General features: G+C 67.6%; 17 protein-coding genes, 1 tRNA gene and 3 rRNA genes. All 21 read left to right on the forward strand.

What is annotated here, in order from left to right:
* Positions 1-11 precede the first annotated feature (11 nt).
* The 21 genes from RZ1_RS00005 to RZ1_RS00105 all read left to right on the forward strand — a co-directional run bounded on the left by RZ1_RS00005 (position 12) and on the right by RZ1_RS00105 (position 23,191).
* Positions 12-1,534: ribosomal RNA gene (locus RZ1_RS00005) — 16S ribosomal RNA — on the forward strand.
* A gap of 300 nt (positions 1,535-1,834) precedes the next feature.
* A 23S ribosomal RNA gene (locus RZ1_RS00010) occupies positions 1,835-4,965 on the forward strand.
* A 112-nt stretch (positions 4,966-5,077) separates the two neighbouring features.
* A 5S ribosomal RNA gene (rrf, locus tag RZ1_RS00015) occupies positions 5,078-5,194 on the forward strand.
* The 16S, 23S and 5S rRNA genes sit together here, the layout of an rRNA operon.
* 67 nt (positions 5,195-5,261) lie before the next feature.
* Positions 5,262-6,629: a hypothetical protein gene (locus RZ1_RS31795; RefSeq protein WP_072807996.1), complete on the forward strand. Its 1,368-nt coding sequence runs from the start codon at positions 5,262-5,264 to the stop codon at positions 6,627-6,629.
* 59 nt (positions 6,630-6,688) lie between these two features.
* A complete protein-coding gene (locus RZ1_RS00025) occupies positions 6,689-7,669 on the forward strand; it encodes an HAD-IIA family hydrolase (RefSeq protein ID WP_283236379.1) in 981 nt (326 codons plus the stop codon).
* 52 nt (positions 7,670-7,721) lie between these two features.
* Complete coding sequence (locus RZ1_RS00030) at positions 7,722-7,949, forward strand: hypothetical protein (protein WP_072808680.1); 228 nt, start codon at positions 7,722-7,724, stop codon at positions 7,947-7,949.
* Between the two features lies 1 nt (position 7,950).
* Complete coding sequence (locus RZ1_RS00035; RefSeq protein WP_072808001.1) at positions 7,951-8,775, forward strand: TlyA family RNA methyltransferase; 825 nt, start codon at positions 7,951-7,953, stop codon at positions 8,773-8,775.
* Positions 8,772-9,716, forward strand: a complete 945-nt coding sequence (locus RZ1_RS00040; protein WP_072808004.1) for an NAD kinase — start codon at positions 8,772-8,774, stop codon at positions 9,714-9,716. Before RZ1_RS00035 ends, RZ1_RS00040 begins: the two co-directional genes overlap by 4 nt.
* A 1-nt stretch (position 9,717) precedes the next feature.
* Positions 9,718-11,505 (forward strand): DNA repair protein RecN, encoded by a 1,788-nt coding sequence (gene recN / locus RZ1_RS00045; RefSeq protein ID WP_072808006.1) that lies wholly within the window; start codon positions 9,718-9,720, stop codon positions 11,503-11,505.
* Between the two features lie 102 nt (positions 11,506-11,607).
* Positions 11,608-12,792: a putative cytokinetic ring protein SteA gene (steA, locus tag RZ1_RS00050; protein ID WP_072808009.1), complete on the forward strand. Its 1,185-nt coding sequence runs from the start codon at positions 11,608-11,610 to the stop codon at positions 12,790-12,792.
* Positions 12,789-13,736, forward strand: coding sequence for a copper transporter (locus tag RZ1_RS00055; RefSeq protein ID WP_072808682.1), 948 nt, complete (start codon positions 12,789-12,791; stop codon positions 13,734-13,736). Before steA ends, RZ1_RS00055 begins: the two co-directional genes overlap by 4 nt.
* A gap of 171 nt (positions 13,737-13,907) precedes the next feature.
* Positions 13,908-15,641 carry a CTP synthase gene (gene pyrG / locus RZ1_RS00060; protein ID WP_072808012.1) on the forward strand — a complete coding sequence of 578 codons (1,734 nt, stop codon included), beginning with the start codon at positions 13,908-13,910 and terminating at the stop codon, positions 15,639-15,641.
* Positions 15,642-15,644: 3 nt separating this feature from the next.
* Positions 15,645-16,286, forward strand: coding sequence for an NUDIX domain-containing protein (locus tag RZ1_RS00065; protein WP_072808015.1), 642 nt, complete (start codon positions 15,645-15,647; stop codon positions 16,284-16,286).
* 4 nt (positions 16,287-16,290) lie between these two features.
* On the forward strand, positions 16,291-17,208 hold the full coding sequence (gene xerD / locus RZ1_RS00070) for a site-specific tyrosine recombinase XerD (protein WP_072808019.1): 918 nt from the start codon (positions 16,291-16,293) through the stop codon (positions 17,206-17,208).
* A gap of 153 nt (positions 17,209-17,361) precedes the next feature.
* Positions 17,362-18,306: a ParA family protein gene (locus RZ1_RS00075; protein ID WP_072808021.1), complete on the forward strand. Its 945-nt coding sequence runs from the start codon at positions 17,362-17,364 to the stop codon at positions 18,304-18,306.
* A gap of 3 nt (positions 18,307-18,309) precedes the next feature.
* Positions 18,310-19,179, forward strand: coding sequence for a segregation and condensation protein A (locus RZ1_RS00080; protein ID WP_371306484.1), 870 nt, complete (start codon positions 18,310-18,312; stop codon positions 19,177-19,179).
* 74 nt (positions 19,180-19,253) lie between these two features.
* Positions 19,254-19,886 (forward strand): SMC-Scp complex subunit ScpB, encoded by a 633-nt coding sequence (scpB, locus tag RZ1_RS00085; protein WP_072808686.1) that lies wholly within the window; start codon positions 19,254-19,256, stop codon positions 19,884-19,886.
* Positions 19,887-19,896: 10 nt separating this feature from the next.
* Positions 19,897-20,931, forward strand: a complete 1,035-nt coding sequence (locus RZ1_RS00090) for a pseudouridine synthase (RefSeq protein WP_174565139.1) — start codon at positions 19,897-19,899, stop codon at positions 20,929-20,931.
* 17 nt (positions 20,932-20,948) lie between these two features.
* Positions 20,949-21,611, forward strand: a complete 663-nt coding sequence (gene cmk / locus RZ1_RS00095; protein WP_072808688.1) for a (d)CMP kinase — start codon at positions 20,949-20,951, stop codon at positions 21,609-21,611.
* The gene (der, locus tag RZ1_RS00100) at positions 21,608-23,026 is read left to right on the forward strand and encodes a ribosome biogenesis GTPase Der (RefSeq protein WP_072808023.1); all 1,419 of its coding nucleotides are present in this window, start codon (positions 21,608-21,610) and stop codon (positions 23,024-23,026) included. The genes cmk and der overlap by 4 nt, the downstream gene beginning before the upstream one ends.
* A gap of 91 nt (positions 23,027-23,117) precedes the next feature.
* Positions 23,118-23,191, forward strand: a tRNA-Pro gene (locus RZ1_RS00105).
* Positions 23,192-23,406: the final 215 nt, after the last annotated feature.

Here is a 23,406-nt window from a genome sequence, read left to right on the forward strand (position 1 = left end):
ATCGAGAGTCTTTAACGGAGAGTTTGATCCTGGCTCAGGACGAACGCTGGCGGCGTGCTTAACACATGCAAGTCGAACGATGAAGCCCAGCTTGCTGGGTGGATTAGTGGCGAACGGGTGAGTAACACGTGGGTGATCTGCCCTGCACTTCGGGATAAGCCTGGGAAACTGGGTCTAATACCGGATATGACCAAGGACTGCATGGTTTTTGGTGGAAAGGTTTACTGGTGCAGGATGAGCCCGCGGCCTATCAGCTTGTTGGTGGGGTAATGGCCTACCAAGGCGACGACGGGTAGCCGGCCTGAGAGGGCGACCGGCCACACTGGGACTGAGACACGGCCCAGACTCCTACGGGAGGCAGCAGTGGGGAATATTGCACAATGGGCGAAAGCCTGATGCAGCGACGCCGCGTGAGGGATGACGGCCTTCGGGTTGTAAACCTCTTTCAGCAGGGACGAAGCGCAAGTGACGGTACCTGCAGAAGAAGCACCGGCCAACTACGTGCCAGCAGCCGCGGTAATACGTAGGGTGCGAGCGTTGTCCGGAATTACTGGGCGTAAAGAGCTCGTAGGCGGTTTGTCGCGTCGTCTGTGAAAACCCGCAGCTCAACTGCGGGCTTGCAGGCGATACGGGCAGACTTGAGTACTGCAGGGGAGACTGGAATTCCTGGTGTAGCGGTGAAATGCGCAGATATCAGGAGGAACACCGGTGGCGAAGGCGGGTCTCTGGGCAGTAACTGACGCTGAGGAGCGAAAGCGTGGGTAGCGAACAGGATTAGATACCCTGGTAGTCCACGCCGTAAACGGTGGGCGCTAGGTGTGGGTTTCCTTCCACGGGATCCGTGCCGTAGCTAACGCATTAAGCGCCCCGCCTGGGGAGTACGGCCGCAAGGCTAAAACTCAAAGGAATTGACGGGGGCCCGCACAAGCGGCGGAGCATGTGGATTAATTCGATGCAACGCGAAGAACCTTACCTGGGTTTGACATATACCGGATCGCCTCAGAGATGGGGTTTCCCTTGTGGTCGGTATACAGGTGGTGCATGGCTGTCGTCAGCTCGTGTCGTGAGATGTTGGGTTAAGTCCCGCAACGAGCGCAACCCTTGTCCTGTGTTGCCAGCAAGTAATGTTGGGGACTCGCAGGAGACTGCCGGGGTCAACTCGGAGGAAGGTGGGGACGACGTCAAGTCATCATGCCCCTTATGTCCAGGGCTTCACACATGCTACAATGGCCGGTACAGAGGGCTGCGATACCGTGAGGTGGAGCGAATCCCTTAAAGCCGGTCTCAGTTCGGATCGGGGTCTGCAACTCGACCCCGTGAAGTCGGAGTCGCTAGTAATCGCAGATCAGCAACGCTGCGGTGAATACGTTCCCGGGCCTTGTACACACCGCCCGTCACGTCATGAAAGTCGGTAACACCCGAAGCCGGTGGCCTAACCCCTTGTGGGAGGGAGCCGTCGAAGGTGGGATCGGCGATTGGGACGAAGTCGTAACAAGGTAGCCGTACCGGAAGGTGCGGCTGGATCACCTCCTTTCTAAGGAGCACTTCTCCCGGCGAGGGTCCACACAGGTGGATTCGTCTCGGGCAGAGACTGTTTCGTTCCCACATGTGGAACGGCAGAAGCTCATGGGTGGAACGCTGACAATCATCATCGCGAATGCGTCATCCTCTGTGGTGATGTGCGGTGGTTATATCGGTGCACTGTTGGGTCCTGAGGGAACACGCGAGTGTTTTTTCAGCGACGATGCTCATCAAATCTTCTGCCGGGTGGTGGGGGTGAGTAGTGGGTGTTGTGTGTTGTTTGAGAACTGCACAGTGGACGCGAGCATCTTTGTTGTAAGTGTTTATGAGCGTACGGTGGATGTCTTGGCACCAGGAGCCGATGAAGGACGTGGGAGGCTGCGATATGCCTCGGGGAGCTGTCAACCGAGCTGTGATCCGAGGATTTCCGAATGGGGAAACCCAGCACGAGTGATGTCGTGTTACCCGCATCTGAATATATAGGGTGTGTGGAGGGAACGTGGGGAAGTGAAACATCTCAGTACCCACAGGAAGAGAAAACAACATGTGATTCCGTGAGTAGTGGCGAGCGAAAGCGGAAGAGGCTAAACCATGGTCATGTGATACCCGGCAGGGGTTGTGGTCGTGGGGTTGTGGGGTTCATTGTGTCGGTTCTGCCGGACCGGCCGACAGTAAGAAATCATCGTGTTAGTCGAAATGGTCTGGAACGGCCTGTCGTAGAGGGTGAGAATCCCGTAGACGAAAACATGGTGACTGTCGATGTGAATACCCAAGTAGCACCGGGCCCGTGAAATCTGGTGTGAATCTGTCGGGACCACCCGATAAGCCTGAATACTCCCTGGTGACCGATAGCGGACTAGTACCGTGAGGGAAAGATGAAAAGTACCCCGGGAGGGGAGTGAAATAGTACCTGAAACCGTGCGCTTACAATCCGTCAGAGCCTTCGAGTGACTTGTCACTGGGGGTGATGGCGTGCCTTTTGAAGAATGAGCCTGCGAGTTAGTGGCATGTCGCGAGGTTAACCCGTGTGGGGTAGTCGTAGCGAAAGCGAGTCCGAATAGGGCGTTCGTAGTGGCATGTTCTAGACCCGAAGCGGAGTGATCTACCCATGGCCAGGGTGAAGCGACGGTAAGACGTCGTGGAGGCCCGAACCCACTTAGGTTGAAAACTGAGGGGATGAGCTGTGGGTAGGGGTGAAAGGCCAATCAAACTCCGTGATAGCTGGTTCTCCCCGAAATGCATTTAGGTGCAGCGTCGCGTGTTTCTCACCGGAGGTAGAGCTACTGGATGGTCTAGGGGGCCCACAAGCTTACCGAAATCAGCCAAACTCCGAATGCCGGTGAGTGAGAGCGCGGCAGTGAGACTGCGGGGGATAAGCTTCGTAGTCGAGAGGGAAACAGCCCAGATCGCCGGCTAAGGCCCCTAAGCGTGTACTAAGTGGAAAAGGATGTGGGATCGCTGAGACAACCAGGAGGTTGGCTTAGAAGCAGCCACCCTTGAAAGAGTGCGTAATAGCTCACTGGTCAAGTGGTTCTGCGCCGACAATGTAGCGGGGCTCAAGTACACCGCCGAAGCCGCGGCATTCGCATAAGCCCGCTTTTCTCCTACGGGAGGGGAGCCAGGTGTGTGGATGGGTAGGGGAGCGTCGTGCAGCCAGGGAAGCGCCGGAGTGATCCAGGTGTGGAGGCTGCACGAGTGAGAATGCAGGCATGAGTAGCGAAAGACGAGTGAGAAACTCGTCCGCCGAATGACCAAGGGTTCCTGGGCCAGGTTAATCCGCCCAGGGTGAGTCGGGACCTAAGGCGAGGCCGACAGGCGTAGTCGATGGACAACGGGTTGATATTCCCGTACCCGTGTGAACGCGCCCAGTGGCGAATCAGTTGTGCTAAGTGCCCAAAAGCGGATGGACCTCCTTCGGGAGGCCGGATGTGGCTGCGCACGACCCCGGCTGTAGTAGTCAAGCGATGGGGTGACGCAGGAAGGTAGTGGGGCCGGTCAGTGGTAATACCGGTGTAAGCCTGTAGGGCGAGACGTAGGCAAATCCGCGTCTCATGTGCCTGAGAGGTGATGCGTACCCGTTGAGGGGAATTCCATGATCCTATGCTGCCGAGAAAAGCCTCTAGCGAGCTTTCACACGGCCCGTACCCCAAACCGACACAGGTGGTCAGGTAGAGAATACCAAGGCGATCGAGAGAACTGTGGTTAAGGAACTCGGCAAAATGCCCCCGTAACTTCGGGAGAAGGGGGACCGGCCCTGGTGACGAGTCTTGCACTCCGAGCTGGGGGTGGTCGCAGAGACCAGAGAGAAGCGACTGTTTACTAAAAACACAGGTCCGTGCGAAGTCGTAAGACGATGTATACGGACTGACGCCTGCCCGGTGCTGGAAGGTTAAGAGGACCGGTTAGCCATTTCGGTGGCGAAGCTGAGAATTTAAGCCCCAGTAAACGGCGGTGGTAACTATAACCATCCTAAGGTAGCGAAATTCCTTGTCGGGTAAGTTCCGACCTGCACGAATGGCGTAACGACTTCTCTGCTGTCTCAACCACAGACTCGGCGAAATTGCATTACGAGTAAAGATGCTCGTTACGCGCGGCAGGACGAAAAGACCCCGGGACCTTCACTATAGCTTGGTATTGGTGTTCGGTTCGGTTTGTGTAGGATAGGTGGGAGACTGTGAAGCGGCCACGCCAGTGGTTGTGGAGTCGTTGTTGAAATACCACTCTGATCGTATTGGACATCTAACCTCGGACCATGATCTGGTTCAGGGACAGTGCCTGGTGGGTAGTTTAACTGGGGCGGTTGCCTCCCAAAATGTAACGGAGGCGCCCAAAGGTTCCCTCAGCCTGGTTGGCAATCAGGTGTCGAGTGCAAGTGCACAAGGGAGCTTGACTGTGAGACTGACAGGTCGAGCAGGGACGAAAGTCGGGACTAGTGATCCGGCACCGGCATGTGGAAGCGGTGTCGCTCAACGGATAAAAGGTACCCCGGGGATAACAGGCTGATCTTCCCCAAGAGTCCATATCGACGGGATGGTTTGGCACCTCGATGTCGGCTCGTCGCATCCTGGGGCTGGAGTAGGTCCCAAGGGTTGGGCTGTTCGCCCATTAAAGCGGCACGCGAGCTGGGTTTAGAACGTCGTGAGACAGTTCGGTCTCTATCCGCCGCGCGCGTTAGAAACTTGAGGAAGGCTGTCCCTAGTACGAGAGGACCGGGACGGACGAACCTCTGGTGTGCCAGTTGTCCCGCCAGGGGCACTGCTGGTTGGCTACGTTCGGAAGGGATAACCGCTGAAAGCATCTAAGCGGGAAGCCTGTTCCAAGATGAGGTTTCTCACCCCCTCGAGGGGGTAAGGCCCCCGGCAGACCACCGGGTTGATAGGCCAGAACTGGAAGCACAGTAATGTGTGGAGGTGACTGGTACTAATAGGCCGAGGACTTACCACAAAGAAGCTACGCGTCCACTGTGCGGTATCTGAAACAACACACTCAGGCACCGATCGATTCCGTTGCGGCGGTTCATCGGTCGGGGGTCTGCGTGGTTACTGTTTCATAGAGTTACGGCGGCCATAGCGACAGGGAAACGCCCGGTCCCATTCCGAACCCGGAAGCTAAGCCTGTCTGCGCCGATGGTACTGCACTCGACAGGGTGTGGGAGAGTAGGACACCGCCGAACACCCGTTACCGAAAGGGGACCCACTTACTGGGTCCCCTTTCGTGTTTTTTCGTGAAAGGATTTTTCTGTGTCCGACAACAGCGGTGAGCGTCGATCCTTCCGGGGCGGAGGATCCACCCCGCGGTCGGGACGCGACGACAATCGGGACCGGCGCCGGGACGAGAACCGTTCCGGTCGCAGCGACGATCGCCGGCAGGCTCCGCGCAGCGACCGTCAGGGCGACGATCGCCGGCAGGGTTCGTCCCCGGGCGACCGTCGTCACGGCGAGGGCGAACGGGGACGCTACGGGCGCAGCGGTGAGGGCCGTCCGCCGTATCGCGGAGACGATGCGCGTCAGGGCAGCGACCGTCGTCGCGACGACCGGGGTGATCGCCGCCAGAGCGGAACCGGTGACAACCGGCAGGGTCGCGGCGGCGATCGGCCCAACCGCTACGGCGACGACCGTCGGGCAGGCGACGACCGTCGCGGTAGCTTCGGGGACCGCCCTCGTGGTGAGCGTCCCGAACACGGTCGTGGGGAGCGCGGTCGCGACGATCGTCGCGGTGGCGACGATCGCCCCCGTGGCGACCGGCCTGAGTACAACCGCGGCGACCGTCGGAGCGGTGATGGCCGCGACCGTGGCCCTCGCGACGACCGTGGCAGCCGAGATCAGGGTCCCGACCGTCGCGACGGCGGCGCACCCCGTCGTCGCGGTGGCGAGGGTGGTTTCGGCCCTGCTCGCGGTCGCGAAGGCATGCCCCCGCAGCGTCGGGACGCTCGACCGGACGAGCCGGATCTGCCGGAGGATGTCGAAGCGTCGGAACTGGATCCGACGATCCGTCGCGACCTGCTGAGCCTGGACAAGTCGAACGCGAACACCGTCGCCCGGCACCTGGTGATGGCCGGCAAGCTCATCGACGACGAACCGCGACTCGCCCTCGCCCACGCCCGGGCGGCCCGGCAGCGGGCAGGCCGTATCGCCGTCGTTCGCGAGGCCGCGGGTATCACCGCGTACCACGCGGGTGAATGGGCCGAAGCCCTCTCCGAGCTGCGGGCCGCTCGCCGCATGTCGGGTGGTCCCGGCCTGCTCGCCGTGATGGCCGACTGCGAACGCGGCCTGGGCCGGCCGGAGCGTGCCATCGAGCTCGGGCGCAGTGAGGAAGCCCGCGCTCTGACCGGTGACGAGGCCAGTGAGCTGCGGATCGTGGTGGCGGGTGCCCGCATGGACCTCGGCCAGTTCGATCAGGCCGTCGTGACGCTGCAGAGCCCCGACCTCGACGACTCCCGGACCGGGATCGCTGCCGCACGCCTGTTCTACGCTTACGCGGATGCGCTGGTGGCAGCCGGTCGTACGAAGGACGGCGTCAAGTGGTTCCTCAACGCGGCCGCCGCCGACCTCGACGGTGACACCGACGCCGAGGAACGGGTGGCGGAACTGACCGGCGAGGATCTGTGACCGACCGAGGATCTGTAGCAGCGGAGGCCCGGACCGCGACGACGGCTGGGGCGACGCCGTTGCGGTCGGTGTACGACGTGCTGCTGCTCGACCTCGACGGCACCGTCTACCGCGGCGCCGATCCCGTTCCCGGGGCCGTGGACGCGTTGACCGTCGGTGGCGACCGGTTGTTCTACGTCACGAACAACGCCAGCCGCCGGCCCGGCGACGTGGCCGCGCACCTGCGCGACCTGGGCTTCCCGGCCGACGAGTCCACCGTGGTGACCAGTTCGCAGTCGGCGGCGCGCCTGCTTGCCGAACGTGTCCCCGCCGGTTCCCCGGTCCTCGTGGTGGGAACCGAGGCGCTTGCCGAGGAGATCTCCGGCGTCGGACTGACGCCGGTGCGGTCTGCGGACGAGCGACCGGTCGCCGTCGTGCAGGGGCATTCCCCCGACACGGGCTGGCCGATCCTCGCCGAGGCGACTCTCGCGATCCGGTCGGGCGCGTTGTGGGTGGCGACCAACGTCGACTCCACGCTGCCGACGGAACGCGGCCTGGTGCTGGGCAACGGTTCGATGGTCGCCGCGGTGCGGTCGGCAACCGGGGCGGAACCGGTGGTGGCGGGCAAGCCCGCTGCACCGCTGCTCGAGGATGCGATCTCTCGCAGCGCCGCCGGCCGGCCGCTCGTCGTCGGTGACCGCCTCGACACGGACATCGAGGGTGCGGTCGCCGTCGGCGCCGATTCGCTGCTGGTGCTCACCGGCGTGAGTACCGTCGCCGACCTGCTGCGGGCACCGGTGTCCCAGCGGCCCACCTATGTCGCGGACTCGCTGAGCTGCCTCGACGCCGATGTCGAGACACTGCGTGTCGGTTTCGACGTGTGGTGGACCGCGACCGCCGACGGGCGCGACCTGCACCTCGAGACGACCGGACCGGTCGACCCGATGGCGGCGCTGCGGGCCGTGCTTCCGGTGGCGTGGGCGAACCCGGAGTTCGAACGTGTCGTCGGGGTGAACGACTCGGCCCGGTCCTCGATCGAGGCGTGGAGCCCGGCGGCCTGATCCGGTCGTGCCGCGTGTCCGGTGGGTCGGCGATGCACTAGCGTGGTCAGCGATGAGCACGTCGATTCCACGCCCAGGCCAGCATTTCCCCGGTTCCCCGCCGAGGATCGAACCGGACCGGATCCACGTCGAGGTGGACGGGTTGCTTACCCGTGCCCGGGACGCCGCCTCCGCCGGGGACGCTCAGGACCCGGCTGTTGCGATCTCGCGGCAGGCCCAGTTGCTCGAGCAGGCACACGATGTGCTGGTGCAGGCCCTTGCCACCGTGGACAAGGTCTGACGTGGCGCGCCGAGCACGGGTCGATGCGGAGTTGGTGCGGCGGGGACTGGCCCGCTCCCGCGAACACGCCAGTGAACTGATCGCGGCGGGCCGGGTTCTGATCGCCGGCGCGGTGGCGACCAAACCGGCGACCGCGGTCGAGCCTGGCACGCCGCTGCTGGTCACCGAGATCACCGACGAGGTGTCCTGGGCGTCGCGCGGTGCGCACAAACTGATCGGTGCGCTGGAGGCGTTTGTGCCGCACGGGATGAAGGTCGAGGGTCGTCGCTGCCTCGACGCGGGTGCGTCCACCGGCGGATTCACCGATGTGCTGCTGCACGAGGGGGCTCGTGAGGTTGTCGCGGTCGATGTCGGGTACGGCCAGCTCGTGTGGCGGCTGCAGTCCGACGACCGCGTCCACGTGATCGATCGAACAAACGTGCGTAATATCGACGCGGAGCAAATCGGTGGTCCGGTCGAGCTGGTGGTGGCGGACCTGTCGTTCATTTCGCTGAAGCTGGTGTTGCCGGCGTTCGTGCGATGCGTCGTCGCCGGTGCCGACCTGCTGCCGATGGTCAAACCGCAGTTCGAGGTCGGAAAGGAACGGGTGGGCAGTGGCGGTGTCGTGCGGGATCCTGCGTTGCGGACCGAAGCGGTCCTCGACGTCGCCCGCGAGGCCCAGGTCCTCGGCTTGCGCACGATAGGCGCGGTGGCGAGCCCGCTGCCCGGCCCGTCCGGCAACGTCGAGTATTTCCTGTGGTTGCGTGCCGGTGAACCCGGACCCGCGGAACTCGAGCCGTCGGTGATCGAACTCGTCGAGCGTGCGGTGCAGGAAGGACCCCAGTGACCACAGCCACCGGCGACGCGAAGACCACCGCGCCGCGCCGGGAGATTCTGCTCGTGTCGCATTCCGGGCGGGGTGAGATCGCCGAGACGTCGCAGCGGGTCGCCGCGATTTTCGGGGAGGCCGGAATAGGGCTGCGGGTCCTTGCCGACGAGGCCGCCAGCACCGGGCTCGGGGCGTTCGCCGGACCGGACGGGCGGGTTCTCATCGTCGAGGCGGGACCGGACGCCGCGGTCGGTTGCGAGATGGTGATCGTGCTCGGCGGTGACGGGAGTTTCCTTCGGGCCGCCGAACTCGCGCAGTTCGCAGCGGTCCCGGTTCTCGGGATCAACCTCGGCAGGATCGGTTTTCTCGCCGAGGCCGAGGCCGAGCATCTCGAGGAAGCGCTGGCGCAGGTCGTGCGACGCGAATACCGCATCGAACACCGCATGACGCTCGACGTGACGATCCGGGTCAACGACGAGGTCGTCGATCGCGGTTGGGCGTTGAACGAGGCGAGCCTGGAGAACAAGTCCCGCCTCGGGGTGCTGGAAGTGGTGCTCGAGGTCGACGGCCGGCCGGTGTCCTCGTTCGGCTGCGACGGTGTCCTCATCGCCAGCCCGACCGGATCGACCGCCTATGCGTTCTCCGCCGGCGGTCCGATCGTGTGGCCGGAACTCGAAGCGCTGCTGGTGATTCCGAGCAACGCGCACGCTCTGTTCGCACGCCCGCTGGTGACGAGCCCCGAGTCGATCATCGCCGTGGAGACGTTGCGCGGCAGCCACGACGGTCTCGTGTTCTGTGACGGTCGCCGAACCCTGGACCTGCCGGCCGGGGGCCGCGTCGAGGTGGTGCGTGGCAGGAATCCGGTCCGCTGGGTCCGCCTGGACTCGGCGCCGTTCGCGGACCGGATGGTCCGCAAGTTCGAACTTCCGGTGAAGGGCTGGCGAGGAAGGAAACCCTGACGTGCTCGCTGAGATTCGGATCGACAACCTGGGTGTCATCTCCGAGGCGAGTGCCCAGTTCCACGACGGTTTCACGGTGCTGACCGGTGAGACAGGTGCGGGCAAGACCATGGTGGTCACCAGCCTGCATCTGCTGTCCGGGGCCCGCGCGGACTCGGCCCGGGTGCGGGTCGGCGCCAATCGCGCCGTCGTGGAGGGCCGCTTCGCCGCCGACACCGACGAGACCGCGGGCGCGCTGCCCAGCCACATCGAACGTGAGATCGCCAGACTGCTCGAGGCGGCGGGCGCCGAACGCGACGAGGACGGCAGCATCATCGCGGTGCGCACCGTCGGCAGCGACGGGCGTTCCCGCGCTCACCTGGGTGGCCGCAGCGTTCCGGTGGGGGTGCTCGCCGAGTTCACCGACCCGCTGCTGACCGTGCACGGCCAGAACGATCAGCTGCGGCTGCTGCGTCCCGACCAGCAGCGCGCCGCCCTCGACCGGTTCGCCGGCAAGGGCGTGCTGCCGCTGCTGGCCGGCTATCAGCAGAACCGGAGCAAGTGGTTGTCCGCCCGCGCCGAACTCGCCGAGCGTACCGAGCGGTCACGCGAACTCGCGCAGGAAGCGGACCGGCTGCAGTTCGGTCTGGACGAGATCGACCGGGTCGACCCGCAACCCGGCGAAGACGTCCGGATCGTCGCGGAGGTGCGCCGCCTCGGCGATCTGGATTCGCTGCGGGAGGCCGCGCTGGCCGCGCATGCCGTCCTGACCGGCGGCGACACCGGTGACGGAGACGAGACCGCGGCCGCCCTGGACCTGCTCGGTGAGGCACGCGCCCGTGTCGAAGGGTCGGACGATCCCGCCCTGCGGGAGCTGGGTCCACGGCTGGCCGAGGCGATGGCGGTCGTCACCGATGTGGCCGGCGACCTGTCCGGTTATCTCGCCGACCTGCCGTCGGACCCGGGCGCCCTCGACACGCTGCTGAACCGCCAATCCGAACTGAAGGCCCTGACCCGCAAGTACGCCGCCGACACCGACGGGGTCCTCGCGTGGGCCGAGGAGGCGCGATCCCGGCTGTCGAGGATCGACGTGTCCGCCGACGCACTGGCCGAACTCGCCGCGACCGTCGAGTCCGCGGCCGCGGCGACCGCTGCGGCCGCTGCGGCACTGTCCGAGGCCCGGCACAAGGCCGCGGCCCGGCTCGCGAAGGCCGTGAGCAAGGAACTGTCCGGCCTCGCGATGGGCCGGGCGACCCTCGACGTGCAGGTCCGCGGCCGGGAGGCCGCAGAAAAGGACGCGGCGCCCCTGCCGATCGGGGACCGTGTCCTGCACGCCGGGGAATCCGGTGTCGACGACGTGGAGTTCCGGCTGGCCGCGCACAGCGGTGCCCAGTCGCTGCCGTTGGCACGTAGCGCGTCCGGCGGTGAACTGTCCCGGGTGATGCTGGCGCTCGAAGTGGTGCTCGCCGCATCCGAGCGCGGCGCCACCATGGTGTTCGACGAGGTCGACGCCGGGGTCGGGGGGCGTGCGGCGGTGGAGATCGGGCGGCGGCTGGCCCGGCTCTCGCGCACCCACCAGGTCATTGTCGTCACCCACCTGCCGCAGGTCGCCGCGTTCGCCGACACACATTTGGTCGTCGACAAGGTCGACGACGCCGGCGGGGTCGTCAGCAGCGGAGTGCGCACCCTCGACGACACCGAGCGGGTCGCCGAGCTCGCGCGGATGCTCGCCGGTCTGGACGACACCGAGACCGGACGTGCGCACGCCGAGGAACTGCTGGCGATGGCGCACGCCGAACGACAGAGCTGATCGGACCCGAGGTTGACCGGACCGAGCGTACCGATCGGTCCGGTGCACGCTGTTCGGCGCGCCTCCGTTGCCCCGCCGTGCCCCGGGTTCATCATCGATGCCATGAAGATGCCGGCTCTGCTGTCACGCAATAACGAAACGTTGCCCGGAGTGAGCGGCATTGCCCGGGTCGACAAGAACACCGCGAAGCTGCTGCGCCGGGTCGGTCCCGGCGACATCGTCGTCCTCGACGCGGTCGACCTGGACCGGGTCACCGCCGATGCCCTCGTCGAGGCGGGCGTCACCGCCGTGGTCAACGCCTCGCCGTCGATCACCGGCCGCTATCCCAACCTAGGTCCGGAGGTGCTCGTCGCCAGCGGCGTCGCGCTGGTGGACAACGCCGGCGCCGACCTGTTCAAGAAGGTCAAGGACGGCGCGAAGATCCGCCTGCACGAGGGCGGTGTCTACGCAGGGGAGCGACTGCTGATCCAGGGGGAGGAGCAGACCGAGGCGGAGATCTCCGATCGCATGATCGAGGCGAAGACCGGACTGGTCGACCACCTCGAGGCGTTCTCCGGCAACACCATCGAGTTCATCCGCTCGGAGAGCCCCCTGCTCATCGACGGGGTCGGCGTCCCCGACATCGACGTGGACCTGCAGGACCGGCACGTGGTGGTCGTCGCGGACGGCCCCGACCACGTGCAGGATCTCAAGGATCTCAAGCCGTTCATCAAGGAGTACTCGCCGATCCTCATCGGCGTCGGGGCGGGCGCGGACACGCTCACCAAGGCCGGCTACCGACCGGATCTCATCGTCGGAGACCCCGAGCAGATCGGCACCGAAACCCTCAAGTCCGGCGCCGAGGTGGTGCTGCCCGCCGACCCGGACGGGCACGCCCCCGGCCTCGAACGCATCCAGGACCTCGGGATCGGGGCGATGACGTTCCCGGCGGCCGGGGCCCCGGCGGATCTGGCGCTGCTGCTCGCGGACCACCACGGTGCCGCGCTGATCGTCACCGTCGGCAGCACCGTCTCCCTCGACGAGTTCTTCGACCAGGGACGTCGCGACACCAATCCGTCGGCGTTCATGACCCGCCTGAAGGTCGGACCGAAACTGGTCGACGCGAAGGCCGTCGCCACGCTGTACCGCAGTCGGGTGTCCGGCGGCGTCATCGCGCTGCTCGTGTTCGCCGCGCTCATCGCCGTGATCGCCGCGCTCATCGTCTCGAATCTCGGCGGCGAGGTCGTGGACTGGGCCGTGCAGTTGTGGGACGACCTCGTCGAGTGGGTGCGGGGGCTGCGGGCGTGATCTCCCTGCGCCAGCACGCCGTGTCCATCGCGGCGATCTTCCTGGCACTGGCGGTGGGAATCGTCCTCGGCTCCGGGGTGCTGTCGAGCAGCCTGGTGTCCGGGTTGCGCGACGACAAGGCCCGGATGCGGGACGACCTGCAGGCCGAGCAGGATCGCAACAGCGTGCTCACCGAACGGCTCAACGCCGCGGACGGGTTCGACGCCGCCGTCGCCGGCCGGGTCGTGCGCGACACGCTCACGGAGCGCACGGTGCTGATGGTCGCCGGGCCCGACGCCGACCCCGCGGATCTCGATGCCGTCGTCGCCACGGTCGAGGCTGCCGGCGTGACCGTCACCGGGCGGGTGTCGCTGACCGAGTCGTTCGTCGACGCGGCCGGCGCGGACCTGTTGCGCACCACCGTCACCAACGTCGTCCCGGCCGGGGTGCAGTTGCAGACCGGCGCCGTCGACCAGGGCAGTCTCGCCGGGGATCTGCTCGGCGCGGTGCTGCTCGTCGACCCGGGCACCGGGCAGCCGCGCAGTACCCCCGAGGAACGGACGCTGGCGCTGACCACGCTGCGCAGCGGTGGGTTCGTGTCCTTCGAGGACGGCACGGTCGAACCGGCCCAGGCCGCGATCGTCGTCACCGGAGACGGCGGCGGCGAGGAGGGCAGCGGCAACCGCGGGGCACTGCTCGCCCGGTTCGCCGCGACCTTCGACACGCGCGGCGCCGGGACCGTCCTGGCCGGGCGGCCCGGCGCGGCCACCGGCAACGGCCCGGTCGCGGTGGTCCGTGCCGACACGGCCCTGTCGGCCGGCCTGTCCACCGTCGACAACCTCGACCGCGAAGCCGGCCGGATCACGACCGTCCTGGCATTGCAGGAACAGCTTGCCGGTGGCGCCGGCCGCTACGGTACCGGGCCCGGCGCCGGCGCCGTCACGGTGGGATCGGCGGCCCGCTGACCCGTGGGTATCCACCCCCGACGGCCACGGAAATGTGACGTCGGCACGGATACCAGCGAGTCGTGCACGGTATGGCGGCGCCAGGTGTTACGGTGAGGTTCCGTGGGTCCGCAGGCCCCAGCAGTACCGCCATCAGTCCGAAGTCCTGCACCAGACGTCACGGGAGCTTCTTTGCCACAGTCACGCCACTCGCGTACCGCTACCAAGCACATCTTCGTCAGCGGGGGCGTCGCATCCTCGCTCGGCAAGGGGCTGACCGCATCGAGCCTGGGTGCTCTGCTCACCGCGCGCGGCATGCGCGTAACCATGCAGAAACTCGACCCGTACCTCAATGTCGACCCCGGCACCATGAACCCGTTCCAGCACGGTGAGGTCTTCGTCACCGAGGACGGCGCCGAAACCGACTTGGACGTCGGACACTACGAGCGGTTCCTCGACCGCGACCTGTCCGCCGACGCGAACGTCACCACCGGCCAGGTGTACTCCACGGTCATCGCCAAGGAACGTCGCGGCGAATACCTCGGCGACACCGTCCAGGTGATCCCGCACATCACCGACGAGATCAAGAACCGCATCAAGGCGATGGCGGCCCCCGATGCCGAGGGCAACGTCCCGGACGTGGTGATCACCGAGATCGGCGGCACCGTCGGTGACATCGAATCGCAGCCCTTCCTCGAGGCCGCCCGCCAGGTCCGCCACGACATCGGCCGCGACAACTGCTTCTTCCTGCACGTGAGCCTGGTGCCGTACCTGGGCCCCTCCGGGGAACTCAAGACCAAGCCCACACAGCATTCGGTGGCGGCGCTGCGCAACATCGGTATCCAGCCGGACGCCCTGATCCTGCGCTGTGACCGCGACGTGCCCGACGCGCTCAAGGCCAAGATCGCGCTGATGTGCGACGTCGACGTCGACGGCTGCATCTCCACCCCCGACGCGCCGTCCATCTACGACATCCCGAAGGTGCTGCACAGCGAGGGCCTCGACGCGTACGTGGTGCGTCAGCTCGGCCTGCCGTTCCGGGACGTGGACTGGACCGTGTGGGGCGACCTGCTCGATCGCGTCCACAACCCTCGCGAAACGGTGAAGGTCGCGCTCGTCGGCAAGTACATCGACCTGCCGGACGCCTACCTGTCGGTCACCGAGGCGCTGCGCGCCGGAGGTTTCGCGCACCGCGCGAAGGTCGAGATCAGCTGGGTCGCCTCCGACGAGTGCGAGACCGAGGCCGGCGCGGAACGTCACCTCGGTGACGTCGACGCAGTGCTGATCCCCGGCGGCTTCGGCATCCGCGGCATCGAAGGCAAGCTCGGCGCGATCCGCTTCGCGCGCACCCGCAAGATCCCGCTGCTCGGCCTGTGCCTGGGCCTGCAGTGCGTGGTGATCGAGGCGGCCCGTTCGGTGGGCATCACCGACGCGTCGAGCACCGAGTTCGACCCGGACACCACCCACCCGGTGATCTCCACGATGGCCGACCAGGAACAGATCGTCGCCGGTGAAGCCGACCTCGGCGGCACCATGCGGCTCGGCGCGTACCCGGCGGTGCTCACCAAGGGCTCGGTCGTCGCGAAGGCATACGGCACCGAGCACGTCTCCGAACGGCACCGGCACCGCTTCGAGGTGAACAACGCCTACCGTGACCGCATCGCCAAGTCGGGGCTGAAGTTCTCCGGCACGTCCCCGGACGGCCGGCTCGTCGAGTTCGTCGAATACCCTGCCGACGTGCACCCGTTCTTCGTTGCGACGCAGGCACACCCGGAACTCAAGAGCCGGCCCACCCGCCCGCACCCACTGTTCACCGGCCTGATCGCCGCGGCGCTGCAGTACAAGGCCGCCGAACGGCTGCCCGTCGACGTGCACGGCGATGCGGACACCGCCCCCGCGGAACCGGCGGCGGCGGAGATCGACTAGTCCGTGGCGCAGCGACACGAATTCGAGACGCTGTCCTCGCGTCGCGTCTACACCGGCGCGATCGTGTCGCTGCGCGTGGACGAGGTGCGGATGCCGGACGGGCACGCCGCGCAGCGGGAGGTCGTCGAACACCACGGGGCCGTCGCGGTCGCCGCGGTCGACGACCGGGACCGGCTCGCGCTGGTGCACCAGTACCGGCATCCGCTCGGCCACCGGCTGTGGGAACTGCCCGCCGGTCTCCTCGACGCCCCCGGCGAATCACCGCTCGACGCGGCCCGCCGGGAACTCGCCGAGGAGACCGGGTTCGCCGCCGACCGCTGGAGCCTGCTTGTCGACATCGCCCTGTCCCCGGGGTTCACCGACGAGGCGGTGCGCGTGTTCGCCGCCCGCGACCTGCACCCCGTCGACCGTCCCGACCCCGAGCACGAGGAAGCGGACCTCGAACTGCACTTCGTCCCGGTCGACGAGGCCGTGGCGATGGTGCTGCGCGGCGAGATCGTCAACGCCACCGCCGTCTCCGGCATCCTCGCGCTGGCCGCGACCCGCAGCGCCGGCAGCCCGCCCCGATCACCGGACACCGAATGGCCGGACCGGCCGCGCGCCTTCGCCCGCACCCGCGCCGAGCACACCGAGCTGGGGAACTGACCCGGTGCTGTCCCGGCACATCGACGCGTACCTGAACCACCTCACCGTCGAACGCGGCGCCGCACCGAACACCCTCGCCTCCTACCGCCGGGACCTCGCCCGCTACCGCGAGTACCTCACCGACCGCGGCATCGACGACCTCACCGACGTCCGCGAAGACCACGTCGGTGACTTCGTGACCGTGCTGCGGCGCGGCGACCCGGACCGGAACAGGCGCGCCCTGGCGGCCGGTTCCGCGGCCCGCGCGCTCATCGCGGTCCGCGGTCTGCACCGCTTCGCGACCGCCGAGGGGCACACCCCCGTCGACGTGGCGCGCGCCGTGAAACCGCCCTCACCGGGCCGGCGGCTACCGAAATCGTTGGCCGTCGACGAGGTGCTCGCGATCCTCGACGCGACCGGCAGCGAATCCGCCGGACCCCGCGGGCTGCGCGATCGGGCACTGCTGGAACTGCTGTACTCGACCGGCGCCCGCATCTCCGAAGCCGTCGGCCTGGACGTCGACGACGTCGACACCGAAACCCGGTCGGTGCTGCTGCACGGCAAGGGCGGCCGACAACGCGTGGTGCCGGTCGGCCGGCCCGCCCTCGCCGCCCTCGACGCGTACCTGGTGCGCGGGCGGCCGGGCCTGTCCACCGGACGCACCCCGGCGCTGTTCCTCAACGCGCGCGGCGGCCGCCTGTCCCGGCAGAGCGCCTGGCAGGTCCTGCAGGCCGCCGCCGAACGTGCGGGTGTCACCGCGACCGTCTCGCCCCACACCCTGCGGCATTCGTTCGCCACCCATCTGCTCGACGGGGGCGCCGATGTGCGCGTCGTGCAGGAGCTTCTCGGCCATGCCTCCGTCACCACCACCCAGATCTACACCCTCGTCACCGTCGGTGCGCTGCGGGAGGTGTGGGCCGGTGCGCATCCGCGCGCACGCTGAGCACCACGCCCGGATGCGTGTCCGTCCACGGAACCCGGGGTCGAAGCGGTAGCGTCTGGGCAACGAATCAGTGACGCCGACAGAACCAGCGACGCCGACAGAGCCAGTGACGCCGACAGAGCCAGTGACGCCGAAAAGGGGGAGGACCGGACCGTGGGGACACCACACTCACCCGCAACGGACACGACCTACCCGGCTCCGCCCGCGTCGACCTCGCACGACGGGCCCGACCCGCGGCCGGTGACGCCCGCACCCGAGGCCGATCTCGGGCCGACCGGCCGGCCTCGCCGGCACATTCCGGAACCGTCGCCGCTGGCCGTGCACGGTCCCGCGAAGATCATCGCGATGTGCAACCAGAAGGGCGGGGTCGGCAAGACCACCTCGACGATCAACCTCGGGGCGTCCCTCGCCGAATACGGGCGGCGGGTGCTGCTTGTCGATCTCGATCCGCAGGGCGCCCTGTCCGCCGGGCTCGGCGTCGCCCACCACGACCTGGACCTGACCGTCCACAACCTGCTCGTCGAACCGCGGGTCGGCATCGACGACGTGCTCATGCGCACCCGCGTCGAGGGACTGGACCTGCTGCCCAGCAACATCGACCTGTCCGCCGCCGAGATCCAGCTCGTCTCCGAGGTCGGCCGCGAACAGGCCCTCGGACGTGCCCTGTACCCGGTACTCGACCGCTACGACTACGTGCTCGTCGACTGCCAGCCGTCGCTGGGTCTGCTCACCGTCAACGCCTTGGCCTGTGCGGACTCCGTGATCATCCCGATGGAATGTGAGTTCTTCAGCCTGCGCGGGCTGGCCCTGCTCAACGACACCGTCGCGAAAGTCCGCGACCGGCTCAACCCGCGGCTGACCGTCGGCGGAATCGTCGTCACCATGTTCGACGCGCGCACCCTGCACGCGCGGGAAGTGATGTCCCGCGTCGTGGAGGTCTTCGGCGACCTCGTCTACGACAGCGTCGTCAACCGCACCGTGAAGTTCCCCGAAACCAGCGTCGCCGGCGAACCGATCACCACGTGGGCGCCGAAATCCGGGGGCGCCGAGTCCTACCGGGCGCTCGCCCGCGAAGTCATTCACCGCGTCGGCCGCTGATCCGTGCACGCCGACACCCAGGGTCCGGTCGCCCCGGAGCCCGACGACACCGCGCTGCCCGACGACACCACACCCGTCGAGGAACCCGACACCGGCGGATTCCGGGTCCGGCTGCGCAACTTCGAAGGCCCCTTCGACCTGCTGCTCAGCCTCATTTCGCAACGCCGCCTCGACGTCACCGAGGTCGCGTTGCACGAGGTCACCGACGAATTCATCGCCTACACCCGCGCCCTGGGCCCGCACGCGGGACTCGACCAGACCACCGAATTCCTCGTCGTTGCCGCGACCCTGCTCGACCTGAAGGCCGCGCGGCTGCTGCCGTCCGGGGACGTCGAGGACCCCGAGGACCTGGCGCTGCTCGAAGCCCGCGACCTGCTGTTCGCGCGGCTGCTGCAGTACCGCGCCTACAAGCAGGTCGCGGAACTGTTCGCGGCCCTCGAATCCGCGGCGCTGCGCCGCTACCCGCGTGCGGTATCCCTCGAAGAACGCTACGAGGGGCTGCTACCGGAGGTCAGCCTCGGCGTCGACCCGCAACGGTTCGCGGAGATCGCCGCCGCCGCATTCCGCCCCAAACCACCACCCCAGGTCGGTCTGGACCACCTGCACGTCCCGAAGGTGTCGGTACCCGAGCAGGCCGCGCGGCTGCTCGAGGTGCTGCGCGCCCGCGGCGCCGGCACCTGGACCGGATTCGGTGAGCTCACCGCCGAATGCGACAGCGGACTGCAGATCGTCGCCCGGTTCCTCGCGCTGCTCGAGTTGTACCGCGAACGCGCCGTCCAATTCGAGCAACCCGAACCGCTCGGCGACCTGCTCGTCACCTGGACCGGCGAAACCGACGACGACCCCGTCGACTTCGAGGAGGACTACGGTTGACCGACACCCCCGACCACCCCGCCGACGCGGCCGCGAGCACCGCCGACCGCACCCTCGACGCCGAGCTGCTCGACATGACCGACGACGAGCTCGCCGCCGCCCTCGAAGCCCTGCTGCTCGTCGTCGACACCCCGGCCTCGAGCGAGCAGCTCGCCGCCGCGATCGGCGTCACCGCGACCCGCATCGACACCGCCCTGCACGACATGGCCGCGCAGCTGACCGCGCGCGGCTCCGGCATCGACCTGCGTTACGCCGCGGACGGCTGGCGGTTCTACACCCGCCGCGACTACGCGCCCTACGTCGAGAAGCTCCTCCAGGGCGGCGCCCGCACCAAACTGACCCGCGCCGCGCTGGAAACCCTCGCCGTCGTCGCCTACCGGCAGCCGGTGACCCGCAGTCGGGTCAGCGCCGTGCGCGGGGTCAACGTCGACGGGGTGATGCGCACCCTGCTCGCCCGCGACCTGATCGCCGAATCCGGCACCGATCCGGAGACCGGCGGCACCCTCTACACCACCACCGACCTGTTCCTCGAGCGGCTCGGGCTGGCGTCACTGCAGGATCTGCCGCCCGTCGCGCCGCTGCTTCCGGACGTGGATGTGATCGATGACATTTCCGAGAGTCTCGAGTCGGACCCGCGATTTGCGAGAATAGGAGGGAACTCGCGCACCGAGAACCTCCCGGTTGCGGAGTTCGAGCCAGACAACTGACAGGAAAACGTTGAATACACCCGCTCGCCGTGATGGCACACCGGACCGCAAGAAGAACTCCTCCCGCTCGGGCAAGACGCAGGGCTCGGGCAGGGCACAGGGACCGAAGAGGTCCGACGCCCCCGGCCGGTCGGACGCCCCGAAGAAGGCGCACCGCAAGGGCGGCACCCCGCAGGCCACGCTGAACAAGCGAGGCCGGCCCGCCGCCCCGAAACCGACCGCCAAGCGTCCCGACGCCGTCCCCACCATCAGCAACGCCAAACCCGCCCGGCATCAGCACAGCTCCGCCGCGCCCACCCAGCTTCCCGCCGGTGAGGGCGTGCGCCTGCAGAAGGTGCTCGCCCAGGCCGGGGTCGCCTCGCGCCGCGCCGCCGAGGAACTCATCGCCGCCGGCCGCGTCGAGGTCGACGGCAACATCGTCACCTCCCAGGGCCTGCGCGTCGACCCCGAGAACACCGTCATCCGCGTCGACGGCATCCGCGTCGTCGTCAAGAAGGACCTCGTCCACCTGGTCCTGAACAAGCCCCGCGGGTGGCAGTCCACCATGTCCGACGACCTGGGCCGCCCGTGCGTCGGTGACATCGTCTCCGAACGCGTCGCCGCTGGACAGCGACTGTTCCACGTCGGCCGCCTGGACGCCGACACCGAGGGGTTGCTGCTGCTCACCAACGACGGCGAACTCGCGCACCGGCTCATGCACCCGTCGTTCGAGGTCACCAAGACCTACCTCGCGACCGTCAAGGGAGTGCTCGCCCGCGGCGTCGGCAAGCAGCTGCGCGCCGGCATCGAACTCGAGGACGGCCCCGCCAAGGTCGACAGCTTCGCGCTGCTCGACGTCAACGAAGGCCAGTCCCTCGTGCGCCTGGAACTGCACGAGGGTCGCAAGCACATCGTGCGCCGCCTCCTCGACGCCGTCGGGCACCCGGTGGTGCGCCTCGTGCGCACCGACATCGGGCCCGTCGCGCTCGGCGACCAGCGGCCCGGCACCCTCCGCGTCCTCGGCCGCAAGGAAGTCGGCGGCCTGTACCAGGCGGTGGGCCTGTGACCGCGCTGATCGTCGCGATGGACGGGCCGTCCGGCACCGGCAAGTCCACCGTCTCCAAGCGTCTCGCCCGGCACCTGGGCGCCGCCTACCTCGACACCGGGGCCATGTACCGGGTCGCGACGCTGCACGCGCTGCGCCGCGGCACCGACCTGACCGACCCGGACGCGATCGCCGCCGCCACCGCCGACCTGCCGTGGTCGATCGGTACCGACCCGGAGATCGAGGACATCCGCCTCGACGGGCAGGACGTGCGCGACGAGATCCGCGGCGCCGAGGTCACCGCCGCGGTGTCCGCCGTGTCCGCGGTCCCGCAGGTGCGGGCCATGCTCGTGGCCGCGCAGCAGCGACTCGGCCGCGATGCCGGCCGCATCGTCGTCGAAGGCCGCGACATCGGCACCGTCGTGTTCCCGGACGCGGACGCCAAGATCTACCTGACCGCCTCGGCCGAGGCCCGCGCACACCGACGCAACAGCCAGAACATCGCCGAGGGGCGCGGCGACGACTACGACGCGGTGCTCGCCGCGGTGCAGCGCCGCGACCATCTCGACTCCACCCGGGTGGTGTCCCCGCTGCGCGCGGCCGACGACGCCGTGCAGGTGGACACCAGCGACATGAACATCGACGAGGTGATCGCCGCGCTGGTCGCGGTGGTCGCCGAGCAGACGGGAGCGGCGCTGTGAGCGACGACACCACCATCGAATTCGCCGGCGACGGCACCTGGTCCGAGGAATCGGATTGGGACATCGACCTGGGGGAGGGCGGCGACCTCGAGGAGTTCGTGCCGGTCCCGACCGTCGCGGTCGTCGGCCGCCCCAACGTGGGCAAATCCACCCTGGTCAACCGCATCATCGGCCGCCGCGAAGCGGTCGTGGAGGATGTGCCGGGCGTGACCCGCGACCGGGTGTCCTACGAGGCGAACTGGAACGGGCGGCGCTTCATGGTGCAGGACACCGGCGGCTGGGAACCCGACGCCAAGGGCCTGCAGCAGTCCGTGGCCCGGCAGGCGGAGGTCGCGATGCGCACCGCCGACGCGATCCTTGTCGTCGTGGACGCCACCGTCGGCGCGACCTCGGTCGACGAGGCCGTCGCGAAGGTGCTGCGCCGCTCCAAGACCCCGGTCATCCTCGTCGCCAACAAGGTCGACGACGACCGGGTCGAGGCCGAGGCTGCCGCGCTGTGGTCCATGGGCCTGGGCGAGCCGCACACGGTCTCGGCCACGCACGGCCGCGGCACCGGTGATCTGCTCGACGTGCTGCTCGAGGCGCTGCCGGAAACCCCGCGGGAGGGCACCGGCGGCGGTGGGCCTCGCCGCGTGGCGCTGGTCGGCAAGCCGAACGTCGGCAAGTCCAGCCTGATCAACAAGCTCTCCGGGGACGAACGCTCCGTCGTGCACGACGTCGCCGGCACCACCGTCGATCCGGTGGACTCGATTGTCGAACTCGGCGGCAAGCCGTGGCGGTTCGTCGACACCGCCGGTTTGCGCAAGCGTGTCAACAGCGCGTCCGGCGCCGAGTTCTACGCGTCGCTGCGCACGCGCGGCGCGATCGATGCCGCGGAGGTGGCGGTGCTGCTGATCGACGCGTCGCAGCCGATCACCGAACAGGACCAGCGGGTCATCACGATGGTTGTCGAGTCCGGTCGCGCCATGGTGATCGCGTTCAACAAGTGGGACCTCGTCGACGAGGATCGCCGCTACGAACTGGGCCGCGAGATCGAACGGGATCTGCTTCGGGTGCCCTGGGCTGCGCGGGTGAACATCTCCGCGAAGACCGGACGTGCCGTGCAGAAGCTGGTGCCGGCGATGGAGACGGCGCTCGAGTCGTGGGACAAGCGCATCTCCACCGGCCAGCTCAACACGTGGCTCAAGGAGGTCGTCGCCGCGACCCCGCCGCCGATGCGCGGCGGCCGGCTGCCGCGGGTACTGTTCGCCACCCAGGCGTCCACCCGGCCCCCGACCTTCGTGCTGTTCACCACAGGGTTCCTCGAGGCCGGTTATCGGCGATTCCTCGAACGCCGTTTGCGGGAGGAGTTCGGCTTCGACGGCAGCCCGGTCCGGATCTCGGTGCGGGTGCGGGAGAAGCGCGTGCGGAAATAGAGCTCGCGGCCCGAACGGGCCCCTGACCAGGCGATTGGTGCTTCGGTCCGTCACTGTTGTAATCTCAACGAGCGCTCGACGAGAGCGCGGACGGGCTGTGGCGCAGCTTGGTAGCGCACTTGACTGGGGGTCAAGTGGTCGCAGGTTCAAATCCTGTCAGCCCGACGCAGGAAGAGGCCCTATCCGATCATCGGATAGGGCCTCTTTCGCGTCCGTACCCGATCGGTGACCCCGGACAGTCCTGCGTCCGACCTGTCAGCGCCACCCGAAGTTGCTCGACTCCGGCCGGTACGACGCGACTACGACGCGACGATGGTCTCGTCGTGCTCCAGCGGTGACCTTCCGCACCGGCGGGTTCCAGTTTCCGAGGCGCGCGCCCA

Source organism: Rhodococcus zopfii NBRC 100606 = JCM 9919, assembly GCF_001895025.1.
GTDB lineage: Bacteria > Actinomycetota > Actinomycetes > Mycobacteriales > Mycobacteriaceae > Rhodococcus > Rhodococcus zopfii.